11 protein-coding genes are annotated in these 14586 nt (G+C 60.2%); 5 read left to right on the forward strand and 6 right to left on the reverse strand.

Annotated features, from left to right (window positions below):
• The first annotated feature begins 78 nt into the window (after positions 1–78).
• The 4 genes from A1WC_RS12015 to narI are packed head-to-tail and all read left to right on the forward strand — an operon-like array spanning position 79 to position 6732.
• Positions 79–3819, forward strand: a complete 3741-nt coding sequence (locus A1WC_RS12015) for a nitrate reductase subunit alpha (RefSeq protein ID WP_016161150.1) — start codon at positions 79–81, stop codon at positions 3817–3819.
• Positions 3816–5360 carry a nitrate reductase subunit beta gene (narH, locus tag A1WC_RS12010; RefSeq protein ID WP_012541586.1) on the forward strand — a complete coding sequence of 515 codons (1545 nt, stop codon included), beginning with the start codon at positions 3816–3818 and terminating at the stop codon, positions 5358–5360. The genes A1WC_RS12015 and narH overlap by 4 nt, the downstream gene beginning before the upstream one ends.
• On the forward strand, positions 5360–6055 hold the full coding sequence (gene narW, locus A1WC_RS12005; RefSeq protein ID WP_016161151.1) for a nitrate reductase molybdenum cofactor assembly chaperone: 696 nt from the start codon (positions 5360–5362) through the stop codon (positions 6053–6055). The genes narH and narW overlap by 1 nt, the downstream gene beginning before the upstream one ends.
• The gene (narI, locus tag A1WC_RS12000; RefSeq protein ID WP_004175972.1) at positions 6052–6732 is read left to right on the forward strand and encodes a respiratory nitrate reductase subunit gamma; all 681 of its coding nucleotides are present in this window, start codon (positions 6052–6054) and stop codon (positions 6730–6732) included. Before narW ends, narI begins: the two co-directional genes overlap by 4 nt.
• A gap of 517 nt (positions 6733–7249) precedes the next feature.
• Here narI and A1WC_RS11995 read toward each other — a convergent pair.
• The 5 genes from A1WC_RS11995 to A1WC_RS11975 all read right to left on the reverse strand — a co-directional run bounded on the left by A1WC_RS11995 (position 7250) and on the right by A1WC_RS11975 (position 12839).
• Positions 7250–8260, reverse strand: coding sequence for an IS110 family transposase (locus A1WC_RS11995; RefSeq protein WP_016161152.1), 1011 nt, complete (start codon positions 8258–8260; stop codon positions 7250–7252).
• 273 nt (positions 8261–8533) lie between these two features.
• Positions 8534–9379 carry an N-hydroxyarylamine O-acetyltransferase gene (gene nhoA, locus A1WC_RS11990; RefSeq protein WP_016161153.1) on the reverse strand — a complete coding sequence of 282 codons (846 nt, stop codon included), beginning with the start codon at positions 9377–9379 and terminating at the stop codon, positions 8534–8536.
• Between the two features lie 76 nt (positions 9380–9455).
• Complete coding sequence (locus tag A1WC_RS11985) at positions 9456–11111, reverse strand: ABC transporter permease (RefSeq protein WP_016161154.1); 1656 nt, start codon at positions 11109–11111, stop codon at positions 9456–9458.
• A gap of 58 nt (positions 11112–11169) precedes the next feature.
• Positions 11170–12138 (reverse strand): ABC transporter substrate-binding protein, encoded by a 969-nt coding sequence (locus tag A1WC_RS11980; protein WP_008804721.1) that lies wholly within the window; start codon positions 12136–12138, stop codon positions 11170–11172.
• The gene (locus A1WC_RS11975) at positions 12135–12839 is read right to left on the reverse strand and encodes an ABC transporter ATP-binding protein (protein WP_008804720.1); all 705 of its coding nucleotides are present in this window, start codon (positions 12837–12839) and stop codon (positions 12135–12137) included. Before A1WC_RS11975 ends, A1WC_RS11980 begins: the two co-directional genes overlap by 4 nt.
• A gap of 211 nt (positions 12840–13050) precedes the next feature.
• Here A1WC_RS11975 and A1WC_RS11970 point away from each other — a divergent pair, with 211 nt between their 5' ends.
• Positions 13051–13632: a flavin reductase family protein gene (locus tag A1WC_RS11970; protein WP_016161156.1), complete on the forward strand. Its 582-nt coding sequence runs from the start codon at positions 13051–13053 to the stop codon at positions 13630–13632.
• A 55-nt stretch (positions 13633–13687) separates the two neighbouring features.
• On the opposite strand, the gene A1WC_RS11965 is transcribed toward A1WC_RS11970, so the two are convergent.
• On the reverse strand, positions 13688–14512 hold the full coding sequence (locus A1WC_RS11965) for a helix-turn-helix domain-containing protein (RefSeq protein WP_016161157.1): 825 nt from the start codon (positions 14510–14512) through the stop codon (positions 13688–13690).
• Positions 14513–14586: the final 74 nt, after the last annotated feature.

Genomic DNA, 14586 nt, shown 5'->3' on the forward strand with positions numbered 1-14586 from the left:
CTTATCCGGCCTACGAGTTCGTTCGCTCATCCGGCCGGGTGGCACGATGCCGGACATCATCGGAGCAGGAGAAATGTCATGAGTAAATTACTGGATCGCTTTCGCTACTTTAAGCAGAAAGGCGAGACCTTTGCCAACGGCCACGGCCAGGTCTACAACAACAACCGTGACTGGGAAGATAGTTACCGTCAACGCTGGCAGTTCGACAAAATTGTCCGCTCCACGCACGGTGTGAACTGCACCGGCTCCTGCAGCTGGAAAATTTACGTCAAAAACGGCCTCGTTACCTGGGAAACCCAGCAGACCGATTATCCGCGCACCCGGCCAGATCTGCCAAACCACGAACCGCGCGGCTGCCCGCGTGGCGCCAGCTACTCCTGGTATCTCTACAGCGCCAACCGGCTGAAGTACCCGCTGGCGCGTAAACGGCTGATTGAGCTGTGGCGCGAAGCCCTGGCGCAGCATCCCGACCCGGTACAGGCCTGGGATAGCATCATGCAGGATCCGCTAAAAACCCGCAGCTACAAACAAGTCCGCGGCAAAGGCGGCTTTGTTCGCTCCAGCTGGAAAGAGTTAAATCAACTGATCGCCGCCGCCAACGTCTGGACCATCAAACACTACGGCCCGGACCGCGTCGCGGGCTTTTCGCCGATCCCGGCGATGTCGATGGTCTCCTACGCCGCGGGCACCCGCTATTTATCGTTGATCGGCGGCACCTGCCTGAGCTTTTATGACTGGTACTGCGATCTCCCCCCCGCCTCGCCGATGACCTGGGGCGAACAAACCGACGTGCCGGAATCCGCCGACTGGTACAACTCCAGCTACATTATTGCCTGGGGCTCCAACGTCCCGCAGACCCGAACCCCGGACGCCCACTTCTTTACCGAAGTACGCTACAAGGGCACCAAAACCATCGCCATCACGCCGGACTATTCGGAAGTCGCCAAGCTCTGCGACCAGTGGCTGGCGCCAAAACAAGGCACCGACAGCGCGCTGGCGATGGCCATGGGCCACGTGATCCTTAAAGCCTTCCACCTCGATAACCCGAGCGATTACTTTCTTAACTACTGCCGGACCTACACCGACATGCCGATGCTGGTGATGCTCGAGCCGCGCGACGACGGCAGCTATACGCCGGGCCGTATGCTGCGTGCTTCCGACCTGCTTGACGGTCTCGGGGAAAGTAATAACCCGGAATGGAAAACCGTCGCCTGTAACGCCGACGGCGAACTGGTGGCGCCGAACGGCTCCATCGGCTTTCGCTGGGGCGAAAAAGGCAAATGGAATCTCGAACAACGGGCAGACGGCAAAGATGTCGAGCTGAAGCTGTCGCTGCTGGATATTCGCGACAGCGTAGTGTCGGTGGGCTTCCCCTACTTTGGCGGCAACGAAAACCCGCATTTTCGCAGCGTAGCGCAGTCACCGGTGACCTTTCACCCGCTACCGGCGAAACAGCTGACGTTGGCCAGTGGTGACAGCGGCCTGGTGGTCAGCGTCTATGACCTGATTCTGGCCAACTACGGTCTGGATCGCGGGCTTGACGATGTCAATGCGGCGAAGGATTTCGCCGAGGTCAAAGCCTATACCCCGGCATGGGCGGAGCAGATCACCGGCGTACCGCGTCAACATATCGAACAAATCGCCCGCGAGTTCGCCGAGACGGCGCATAAGACCCATGGCCGCTCAATGATTATCCTCGGCGCCGGGGTGAACCACTGGTACCACATGGATATGAACTACCGGGGGATGATCAACATGCTGGTATTCTGCGGCTGCGTCGGCCAGAGCGGCGGCGGCTGGTCGCACTATGTCGGTCAGGAGAAACTGCGCCCGCAGACCGGCTGGCTGCCGCTGGCGTTCGCCCTGGACTGGAGTCGTCCGCCGCGGCAGATGAACAGTACCTCTTATTTCTACAACCACGCCAGCCAGTGGCGCTACGAAAAACTGACCGCGCAGGAGCTATTGTCGCCGCTGGCCGACGCCAGCAAATTCAGCGGCAGCCTTATCGACTTCAACGTCCGTGCGGAACGGATGGGCTGGTTACCCTCTGCGCCCCAGCTCAACGTCAACCCGCTGACCATTAAGCAGCAGGCCGAGGCCACCGGGCTCTCCCCCGCGGAGTTCACCGTCCAGTCCTTAAAATCAGGCGATATTCGCTTTGCCGCCGAGCAGCCGGATAGCGGCAAAAACCATCCGCGCAACCTGTTTATCTGGCGTTCTAACCTGCTGGGATCGTCCGGTAAGGGGCATGAGTACATGTTGAAATACCTGCTCGGGACCGACAGCGGTATTCAGGGTGATGAACTGGGCGCCAGCGATGAGGTAAAACCTGAGGAAGTCGAGTGGCAGACCGCGGCGATTGAGGGCAAACTCGATCTCCTGGTGACCCTCGATTTCCGCATGTCCAGTACCTGTCTCTTCTCCGATATTGTCCTGCCGACCGCCACCTGGTATGAAAAAGACGATATGAACACCTCGGACATGCACCCGTTTATCCACCCGCTCTCCGCCGCCGTCGACCCGGCCTGGGAGGCAAAGAGCGACTGGGAGATCTACAAGGATATCGCTAAATCCTTCTCGCAGGTCTGTGTCGGCCATCTCGGGAAAGAGACCGATGTGGTGCTGGTCCCACTGCAGCATGATTCCCCCGGCGAACTGTCGCAGCCGTTCGAGGTGCTTGACTGGCGCAAAGGCGAATGCGATCTCATTCCAGGCAAAACCGCACCGTCCATTGCCCTGGTGGAACGCGACTACCCGGCCACCTGGGACCGCTTCACCTCTCTCGGCCCGCTGCTCGATAAGCTCGGCAACGGCGGGAAAGGCATTGCGTGGAATACGCAAAGCGAAGTCGATTTCCTCGGCAAGCTTAACTACGTCAAGCCCGACGGTCCGGCCAAAGGCCGGCCGCGGATCGACAGCGCCATTGACGCCTCTGAAGTTATTCTCAGCCTCGCGCCGGAAACCAACGGCCAGGTGGCGGTGAAAGCCTGGCAGGCGCTGGGAGAGTTTACCGGCCGCGATCATACCCATCTGGCGCTGAATAAAGAGGATGAGAAGATCCGCTTTCGCGATATTCAGGCGCAGCCGCGCAAAATTATCTCCAGCCCGACGTGGTCCGGACTGGAAAGCGAGCACGTCTCCTACAATGCCGGTTATACCAACGTGCATGAGCTGATCCCCTGGCGCACCCTCTCCGGCCGCCAGCAGCTGTATCAGGACCATCCGTGGATGCGCGCCTTCGGCGAAAGCCTGGTGGCCTATCGCCCGCCCATTGATACCCGAAGCGTCAGCCAGATGAAGGCCGTGCCGCCAAACGGTTTCCCGGAAAAAGCGCTGAATTTCCTGACGCCGCACCAGAAGTGGGGGATCCACTCCACCTATAGCGAAAACCTGTTGATGCTGACGCTGTCGCGCGGCGGGCCGATCGTCTGGCTCAGCGAAACCGACGCGAAAGAACTGGGCATTGAAGACAACGACTGGATTGAAGCGTTCAACGCCAACGGGGCTCTCACCGCGCGGGCGGTGGTGAGCCAGCGGGTGCCGCCGGGGATGACCATGATGTACCACGCTCAGGAACGGATTATGAATATCCCGGGTTCGGAAGTGACCGGTCGTCGCGGCGGTATTCATAACTCGGTAACCCGCGTCTGTCCGAAGCCAACGCACATGATTGGCGGCTACGCCCAGCTGGCCTATGGCTTTAACTACTACGGCACCGTCGGTTCGAACCGCGACGAGTTCATCATGATCCGCAAAATGAAGAATATTGCCTGGCTGGATGACGAAGGTCGCGATCAGGTACAGGAGGCGAAAAAATGAAAATCCGTTCTCAGGTTGGAATGGTGCTGAATCTGGACAAATGCATCGGCTGTCACACCTGCTCGGTCACCTGTAAAAACGTCTGGAGCAGCCGCGAAGGCATGGAGTACGCGTGGTTCAATAACGTGGAGACCAAACCGGGCATTGGCTACCCAAAAAACTGGGAGGACCAGGATCAGTGGCAAGGCGGCTGGATCCGCGGCATTAGCGGTAAACTGACGCCCCGTCTCGGCAATCGGGTCAGCGTATTATCGAAGATTTTCGCCAACCCGGTGCTGCCGGCGATCGACGATTACTACGAACCCTTTACCTACGACTACCAGCATCTGCACAACGCGCCGGAGGGCAAATATCTGCCGACCGCCCGCCCGCGCTCGCTGATCAGCGGCGAGCGTATGGATAAGATTAACTGGGGCCCTAACTGGGAGGAGCTGCTCGGCGGCGAATTCGAGAAACGCGCCCGCGACCGTAACTTCGAAGCCATGCAAAAAGAGATGTACGGCCAGTTCGAAAATACCTTCATGATGTATCTGCCGCGCCTGTGCGAGCACTGCCTCAATCCGAGCTGCGTGGCCACCTGCCCGAGCGGCGCGATCTACAAGCGTGAGGAAGATGGCATCGTACTGATCGATCAGGACAAATGCCGCGGCTGGCGGATGTGCATCAGCGGCTGTCCGTATAAAAAAATCTACTTTAACTGGAAGAGCGGCAAGTCGGAAAAATGCATTTTCTGCTATCCGCGTATTGAGTCCGGGCAGCCAACGGTCTGCTCAGAAACCTGCGTTGGCCGCATCCGCTACCTTGGCGTGCTGCTGTACGACGCAGACCGTATCGAAGAAGCGGCCAGCACTGAACATGAAACCGACCTCTATGAGCGCCAGTGCGAGGTGTTCCTTAATCCAAACGATCCGGCGGTCATTGAGGAAGCGCTAAAACAAGGGATCCCGCACAACGTCATTGAGGCGGCGCAGAAGTCGCCGGTCTATAAGCTGGCGATGGACTGGAAGCTGGCCCTGCCGCTGCATCCGGAGTATCGCACCCTGCCGATGGTCTGGTATGTGCCGCCCCTGTCGCCGATCCAGTCGGTTGCCGACGCTGGCGGCCTGCCGGGCAACGGCAACATCCTGCCAGCGGTTGAGAGTCTACGCATCCCGGTGCAATACCTGGCGAATCTGCTGAGCGCAGGCGATACCGGGCCGGTCTTGCGCGCGCTGAAACGGATGATGGCGATGCGCCACTACAAGCGCTCGCAAACCGTCGAGGGCGTCACCGATACCCGGGCCATTGAAGAGGTGGGCCTCAGCGTTGAGCAGGTCGAAGAGATGTATCGCTATCTGGCGATCGCCAACTACGAAGACCGCTTCGTGATCCCCACCAGCCATCGCGAACTGGCGGAGGATGCCTTCCCGGAACGTAACGGCTGCGGCTTTACCTTCGGCGATGGCTGCCACGGGTCAGATACGAAATTCAACCTGTTTAACAGCCGGCGGATCGACGCCATCGACGTCAGCGGCGTGCGTAAGCATGGGGAGGGCGAGTGATGCGGATCCTGAAAGTGATCGGTTTGTTGCTGGAGTACCCCGACGAGTTACTTTGGGAGAACCGCGACGATGCCCTGGCGCTGGTCAGCGTCGACGTCCCTTCCCTGACGCCGTTTGTCAGTGAGCTGCTGACGGCTCCGCTGTTGGATCGCCAGGCCGAGTGGTGCGAGGTGTTCGAGCGCGGGCGCGCCACCTCGCTGCTGCTGTTTGAACATGTGCATGCCGAATCCCGCGACCGCGGCCAGGCGATGGTCGACCTGATGAATCAGTATCAGCAGGCGGGTCTGCAGATCGATTGTCGCGAGCTGCCCGATCATCTGCCGCTGTATCTGGAGTACCTCAGTATTTTACCCCCCGCGGAGGCGCGCGAAGGGCTGCAGAATATCGTGCCGATTCTGGCGCTGATCGGCGGCCGCCTGAAGCAGCGAGCCTGTCCGTATTATCAGCTGTTTGACGCCCTGTTGGCGCTGGCTAAAAGCCCGCTCACCAGTGACAGTGTCACAAAACAGGTGGCGGGAGAAAAGCGCGACGATACCCGTCAGGCGCTGGACGCCGTGTGGGAAGAAGAGCAGGTGAAGTTTATCGAAGATAACGCGACCGCTTGCGACAGCTCGTCGATGCAAGCTTATCAACGACGCTTTAGTCAGGATGTGGCGCCGCAGTACGTTGACATCCGCGCCGGAGGCCCGAAATGATCCAGTATCTGAACGTCTTCTTTTACGATATCTACCCTTACCTGTGCGGCACCGTCTTTCTGGTGGGCAGCTGGCTGCGCTACGATTACGGGCAGTATACCTGGCGCGCCTCATCCAGCCAGATGCTGGATAAGCGCGGAATGGTGCTATGGTCGAATTTATTTCATATCGGCATTCTCGGCATCTTCTTCGGCCATCTCTTTGGCATGCTGACCCCACACTGGGTCTACTCGTGGTTCCTGCCGATGTCCCAGAAGCAGCTGATGGCCATGATCCTCGGCGGCATCTGCGGCGTGCTAACCCTGGTCGGCGGTATCGGCCTGCTGATGCGCCGCCTGACCAACCCGCGCATTCGCGCCACCTCCACGACCGCGGATATTTTGATCCTGTGCATTCTGCTGATTCAGTGCGCGCTGGGGCTGACGACCATCCCCTTCTCCGCCCAGCATCCGGACGGCAGCGAAATGCTCAAGCTGGTGGACTGGGCGCAGGCGGTGGTCACCTTCCACGGCGGCGCCTCGGCGCATCTGGACGGCGTGGCGTGGATCTATCGCGTCCACCTGGTGCTGGGGATGACTATCTTTCTGATCTTCCCCTTCACCCGTCTGGTTCACGTCTGGAGTGCGCCGGTGGAGTATTTTACCCGCCGTTACCAGGTGGTACGCTCCCGCCGCTGAAGGCTGGCGGCCCCAGCCATGCCCGTTTACCGGTAGCCCGGACGAGGCGCTCGCGCCGACTCCGGGTCATATTTTTCAGCCCCGGTTCCAGCCTTTATGCCGGATGGCGGCTACGCCTTATCCGGCCTACAGGGGCCTCTCAAAGGCTCATACCTCCCAGGCCCGCGCAAGCGCAGCGCCGCCGGGCGATGACTGTGGGAACGGAGCCACTTTTATGCCGGGTGGCGGCTGCGCCTTACCCGTATATGGACACCTCCCGTTATGCAAGCCATTCTGCATTTTGTGTAACGGGAGTAAGATGCTTTCGTATATCCGGCCTCTCTTTCGGTACCGTCGTACCCGGCCATGATGTTATCTGCACACCTGGTTCCATTCGGCCTAACGGCTTTGCTTCGCAGGGAGCCTTCGGGTAAACCGGAGTTTTCAGGTGTCGGTCTTACCTGTTACACATCACTGCTTAATGACTCCGCAATCTCACGACAGGATGACGCTTCTCTGACATTCAGTCAGGTCTGTATCACATCACACGATACTCTTCCCCCCGGCTCAGTACCGACCAGGCTATACGTGCATTTTTGTTCGCCATGGCGACCGTTGCGATATTCCTGTTACGTCTTTCTGCCACCGACTGAAGCCACCGGCTTCGCCGGTCCTCCTTGTGATCACACGCATTCAGCACCGCACGGGCACCGTGGATCAGCAGCGTTCGCAGGTAGCTGTCGCCCCTTTTGCTGATGTGACCCATTTTTGTTTTTCCGCCGCTCGAATGTTGCCGGGGCACCAGCCCCAGCCAGGCTGCCATCTCCCGCCCGCTCTTAAACTGTTTTGCATCACCCACTGCGGCGACCAGGGCGCTGGCGGTTACCGGACCAATCCCGCCGATCTCCTGAAGTCGTCTGATACGCTCATCTTCCTGCGCCAGCTGTTTAAGCCGGCGGTCATAACGATTCAGTCGCTCATCAAGTGCCTGAAGTTCTTCTGTTAACTCACTCAGCAGACGGATAAAGCGGTTATCCCATTTTTCCTGCTGAGAAAGTATTTCCGGCAGTGCTTTACGGAGAGCGGACAACCCAGCGGGAAGTCCAAAGCCAAATTCACCCAGCATCCCGCGTATTTCGTTGCTGAGCGCTGTTCTGTCGTGGATCAGGCGGGCACGAACCCGGTGTTCAGCCTGCATGCTCTGCTGTGCTTCAGACTTAATGGCAACATAGCGCATCCCCGGCCGGCTGACGGCCTCGCAGATCGCTTCGGCATCATTGGCATCATTTTTATTGCCCTTCAGATAAGGCTTAACGAACTGAGGCGGAATAATGCGAACCGTGTGACCGAGTCGTGTCAGCTCGCGTGCCCAGTAATGCGAGGAGCCGCATGCTTCGATACCAATAAGACAGGGTTCGAGCCGGGTGAAAAAGGTGAGCATCCGGGCGCGATGCAGGGTTTTGCGAAGCACAACACGTTCCTGGTGATCAACCGCATGAAGCTGAAAAACCTGTTTTGCGAGATCGAGGCCAATACGTTTAATATTCATGTGGACACCTCCCCCTGGGAACTGAAGTTAACACCTCAGTCTGGCACATTGATGCCGTAAGGTGGGAGGTGTCCATTACATCGGCCTACAGGATCCACTCACAGGCTCACACCCCGTAGGCCCGCGCAAGCGCAGCGCCGCCGGGCGATGACTGTGGGAACGGAGCCACTTTTATGCCGGGTGGCGGCTACGCCTTACCCGGCCTACAGGGTCGTCTCACAGGCTCATACCCCCCAGGCCCGGTCAGCGCAGCGCCGCCGGGCATGAGGAGAGTTATTTCCCGGCTTCCGGATGGGTATCGAACGCCGCCATTACCGCCGCCAGCGCCGCTTCACTAAAGCCATGTTTAGGATCGTCCACGCCCAGCCCGAAGCGGGTCTGCAGCGCTTCATACAGCGCGGAGACATCGGCAAAATCGATCTTCTCCACCACGTGGTTATTCTCCCAGTGGGTAAAGTGGAAATTGGTGAGGGTCATTTTGCCGCCGTCGGGCAGATGACGGCACATCAGCAGATGGTGACGGAAGTGGGACTGCGGCCAGTGCGCCGACCAGAAGTTACCCATCACATAATCAGACGCATACTGGCGGCCTAAATCGAAATGGTACATCGACTGCCAGTGTTCGTGATGGTTGAACTGCAGCGTCCACTCATCGCCCTCATGCACCAGACGATAGCTACCGTGCGGCGTTTGCTGGGGGATATCGGCCAGCAGTTTGATCGGCGCGGTCAGCGTCTGGCCGCCGAAGCCGACGTCGGCGATCCAGCGCTCGCCCGCCACTTCCACCAGCAATAAACGGTGAGTACGCGGCGGCATCTGCGGCGGATTGGCCAGCACTACACGGCCAAGCAGGCTGCGGACATTAAAGCCTATCTCGCGCAGCACGCGCTCCAGCAGGCCATTCTGTTCAAAACAATACCCCCCGCGGCGGGCGGCGATCAGCTTCTCTTCCAGCGCCCGATCGTCAAGGTGGATCTCACGCGGCAGCAGGACGTCGAGGTTTTCAAAGGGGATGGCGCTGTTATGCTGCAGATGCAGTTCCCGTAGGGTATCAATGGATACATCAGGCTCACCCGTCCAGCCCAGACGGGAAAAATAGGCGCGTAAAAAGGGACTCATCAAGGCCTCCAGCTGTAGGTGTCCGACATTTATAGCCTATTTTTCCGCGCCGACCGTCTTTTTTGTGCGCTTGTCGTTAACCGCGCGTGCTGCGCTGCATCAGCGCCAGCGCCGTCAGCATCAGGACCAGACCGGTCAACAGCGTCAGGCTGGCCATCGCCATGCCCTGACCGACGGAACCCTGTTCGAACTGGCGCCAGATAAACACCGCCACGGTTTGCGTACCGGCTGGAGAGAGCAGCAGCGAGGTCACCAGCTCCCGGGAGGCCACCGCGAACACCATCAGCATCGCCGCCAGCAGCGCCGGAAAGACCAGCGGCAGGACAATCAACCGCAGCGCCTGCAGTGGCGACGCCCCGTGCACCCGGGCGGCGGACTCAAGATTGTGGCCCAGCTGGCGCAGCGCGCTGCCGACATAGCGCACCGGCCAGGGCAACAGCAGGCAGCAATAGGAGAGCAGCAACATCCACAGCGTGTTATAGGGCGAGCGCGGCCAGAAGGGCTGATTCCACAGCAGGATCAAACCGACGCCTACCACCACGCCCGGCAGCGCCGCCGGCATCAGCGACAGCGCGTCCACCATCCCGCGCCCTTTAATCTTCTGCACCATCACCAGCCAGGCGGCCAGCAGGCCCAGCACGCCGACGATCAGCGCCGAGCCCAGGGCCAGCGACAGGCTGGTGCCGAGGGCCGACAGGGCATCCCCCTGCTGGTCAAACAGCGCCGCGAAGTGACGTAGCGTGACATTCTCAATACTCACGCCCCCTGAGAGCGTGCCCATCACGCTGGTGAGCATCATCGAGGCGGCAGGGACGCCGACCGCCAGGCCGCCGACGGCCGCCATCACCAGCACGGCGGGCAGCGTCATCCAGCCCAGCGATGCCCCGCGGTTTTCTCCCGGCTTGCCGGTGACGCTGGTGACCTCTTTCTCCCCCACCAGCCGCTTTTGCAGCCACCAGGCGAACAACGCCACCGCCATCAACAGCAGCGACAGCAGCGCGGCGCCGGTAAGGTCCACCGGCCAGTCGGCCAGCTTTTTCTCAATACCGACCGTCAGCATCACCACTCCCGCCCGGCTGCCCAGCGCCGCCGGTACACCAAACTCCTCGATAGCGAGGGTAAACGCCAGCAGCGTGCCCGCCGCCAGCGCCGGGGAGAGCATCGGCAGTGTCACGTGCCAGAAGGCGCGCCAGGCGCTGGCGCCATGGACGCGGGCGACCACCGCCAGCCGGGTCCCGCTCGCCAGCAGGCTGCGGGAGACGGCAAAGTACACCACCGGGAAAATATTAAAGGTCATCACCAGCACGATACCGCTGCGGCTGAACAGCAGATCGTTCAGTTGCCAGCCGGTCAGCTGCTGCAGATAGCCCTGGCTTTGCAGGGCCAGCATCCAGGAGAGCGCCGAGATATAGGGTGGCGTCAGAAAGGGGATCAAAAACAGGAGATCCCACAGTCGGGGCAGCGGCAGCGAAAACATACCGCGCAGGATGCCGAGCGGCAGGCCAATCATTACGCTGACCAGCGCCACGCCGGCGGCGATCCACAGCGTACCGCCGAGCATCGCCGGTAACTGGGGATCGGCCAGCAGCGCCGAGACGCCGCCAAAGGCGTCCCCGAGCGAACCGGCGCTAAAATGGGGAAAAATCGCCTGCAGCAGAATAAACACTAACGGCAACGCGACCAGCATCACCAGGGCAGCGAGGGTCGCGCCGGAAAGGAATGTTTGTTTCACAACCGGTTCCTGAAGCTGAGGGGTCCCCCGGCGGCCAGCGCTGGAGGAACAGGAGCAATTACTGCGCGTACAGCTGACTGAAGCGGGCGAGCACGGCGCCCCGTTCGCTGCTGCCTTCGCTGGTGGTGGGCAGCACCTTCAGCGCGTCCAGTAACGGACGTTTGGCCGCCACGTCGCGGCGGGCGGGCATCAGCCAGGCATCGGCAACCCTCGCCTGACCTTCCGGCGACAGAACATAATCGATAAAGGCTTTGGCATCGTCGGCATGCTGGCTGGTTTTGAGGATCATCATCGGGCGCGGGGCAATCACCGTTCCGCTGGCCGGGAAGATCACCTTCAGCGACTCGCCCTGCTGAATATTGCCGTAGGAGACATAATCCACCGCGCCAAACACCGCCGCTTTCGCCCCCTGCATCACCGGCGTCACCGCCTGGGCGTTGGGTCCGCTGACCACCATGCCGTTCTTTTTCAGATCGTCAAACAGTTGCCAGGCCTGGTCGCCCATGCTGTTTTGCAGCCCGATCAGCAAATCCAGCGACGCGCCGGAGAGCGCCGGGTCGGGGGTTGTCACCTTGTCTTTAAACGCCGGCTGGGTGAGATCCCGCCACTCTTTCGGTTCCGGGGTACCGCTTTTACTGTTCCAGACAATGCCCAGGGCGGAGACGCCCTGGGCGATATAGTCCGCCGATTTCAGGTTCGCCGGTACCTGGTCGGCATTGGCGCTCGCAAAAGGCAGCAACCAGCCCCGCTGGTGCAGATCTTCGGCGGTATCCCACGAGGCGGAGATCAGCACATCCGCCTGCGGGTTGGCCTGCTCGGCCTCCAGTCGGGCCATTACTTTGCCGGTGGTGGCCTGGAAAACCGTCACCTTCACCCCGGTCTGTTGTTCAAAACCGCTGGCCAGGCTTTTCGCCAGCGAGCCGGGTCCGGCGGTGTAAACGGTCAGCGCATGGGCGCTGGAGAGCATCATGGCGGAAAGAGCCATCGCGAGTACCACTCCTTTCTTAACGGTCATAACGGTGTTCATGCAACTTCCCCTGAGGTTGGCGTAACGGCGCGGACAGCGGCCACGCGGCCCGCGGATAAATAGACAATCTGGTCAGCTAACAGCTCGGCTTCACGTCGATCATGGGTGACATACACGGCGGTGATGCCGAGCTGTCGCAACAGGCGGCTCATTTCGCCGCACAGCGATTCGCGCAGTTCGCTATCCAGGTTGGAGAGCGGTTCATCAAATAGCAGCACCCGCGGCGCGGCGACGATCGCCCGCGCCAGCGCCACCCGCTGCTGCTGACCGCCAGAAAGACCAGAAGGTTTACGTTCGGCGAAACCGTTGAGGCCTACCCGCGCCAGCGCCTCGCTCACCCGGCGCTCGCGTTCGCTACGGGAGACACCTCGCATGCGCAGCGGAAAGGCGACGTTCTGCGCCACGCTCATATGCGGCCAGAGGGCGTAATCCTGAAAAACCATGCCGATATCGCGCTGCTCCGGGGGCAATCCCCATCCTGCGCGAGCGACCAGCCTGTCGCCAAAGCGGATTTCGCCGCTGACCGGCACGCTCAGCCCGGCCAGCAGACGCAGCAAAGTGCTTTTGCCGCAGCCGGACGGACCCAGTAGCGCCACGATGCGGCCGGGTTCGATATGCAACGAGAAACGGTCAAGAACGGGAGTCTCTGCGAAGGCAAAAGAGACCTCCTGCAGGGTGATAGGGGTCAGCGTGCGCATCATCGCCCTCCCTTTCGGGACAGCGAGACCTGCCCGGCGGCCGACATCCGACGGGGCACGCTCACCTGGGATAACATCAGGGGAGCCAACATATTGTGATCCTCTTTGGGACTTAGTGCTGGCGACTATAGTCAGACGAGATGACGTATTGATTACATTTTCATTGCGGCTTAACGTGTTACCTGCCAACCGACCCATTATTCAAGGAACGCCTATGAGCCGCTTTCGCCACGTTGAACTGCAGTACGCCAGCCGCCTGCTCAACCACGGCCCAACCATTTTGATCACCAGCTACGATGCCCCGTCTGACCGGCGCAACGTCATGGCCGCCGCCTGGTCAATGCCGGTGGAATTCGCCCCGCCGCGGGTGGCTATCGTGGTGGATAAAAGTACCTGGACGCGGGAGGTCATCGAGCGCAACGGCACCTTCGGCATTGTGGTCCCCGGCGTCGCCGCCGCCAGCTGGACCTACGCCGTCGGCAGCGTCAGCGGCCGCGATGAGGACAAATTCAATGCCTGGGGGATCCCGGTAGTGACCGGCCCGGAGCTGGGGTTGCCGCTGATCGAGGAGAAGTGTCTGGCGTGGATGGAGTGCCGCCTGCTGCCGGCGACGGCGGCCCAGACCCAGTACGACACCCTGTTCGGGGAGGTGGTGTCTGCCGCCGCCGATGAACGCGCATTCGTCACCGGACACTGGCAGTTCGACGACGATAAGCTCAATACCCTGCATCATCTTGGCACCGGCAATTTTGTCGCCAGCGGTCGTCATGTGCGGGCAAACTCCCTCGACGAGTAAGCGTGACTTGCCGCAGGCGGCAGGTTTTTCCCCTGCCCAGCCTGCGGCCCCCCTTTTAACCCGGTGGGCGGCGGCGATCGGCGCTGGGGGTCAGGCCAAACACTTTTTTATACAGAGTGGTAAAGTGGTTGCTGTTGGCGAAGCCGCACAGATAAGCCACTTCGGTAATGGACATCTCCGTTTCACGTAATTTGACCCGCGCGGAGACCAGTCGCAGACGTTTCAGATAATTATCCGGCGTTAAGCCCGTGGCCTCTTTAATATGGCGAAACGCCGTGCGGGTGGTGAGATGAAATTGCTCCGCCAGTTGCTGCCAGTTATGTTCTTCGAAACAGTGCTCCTGCAGCCAGGTGAGTAATTTATGCAGTTTATAGCGGGTGCTGCTATATTCGGCTTCCGACTCGGCTGTGAGAATGGTGGTCACCAGTTGGAAAAAGAGAGACTCCCGTTGCGGGGTATTATCCGCCGCCCTCAGCGCCGGGGAAAATATCTTTTCCAGCAGTTCCCGACAATAGCTGCGGGTCTCCGGCGCCAGCCAGCCATAGCAGGCGGCACGCTGCGCCGATAATTGCTGCAGCAATCCCTCCATCTGCTGTAAATAGCGAAAGGCCACCGCCGGATTAATTAAGACATTAATCAGCTTCAGCGTCCCCAGTTCATCATAATAGTGGACATCGCCAGGCTGGACGTAAAATACATCGCCCTGCTGGATGTACAGCGGGCGGCCATTAATAACGTGTAATCCATGCCCCTCCTCGACGATCACCAGCTCAGCAAACTCGTGGCCATGCTCCTGGCTATTATCTTCCGGGTCGCTGGCGTACATGCCGAGCTTATCCTGGGGATGGGTGAAATAATACTCAACGGTCAGTGTCATCATTACAGCAAATCCTGAACAGCCTGGTGCGCAGGGGCACGATAATCTATTCCGACCTTCGCCACGCGCCCGATGTG

It is taken from the genome of Klebsiella sp. KTE92, from assembly GCF_000398905.1.
GTDB lineage: Bacteria > Pseudomonadota > Gammaproteobacteria > Enterobacterales > Enterobacteriaceae > Klebsiella > Klebsiella variicola.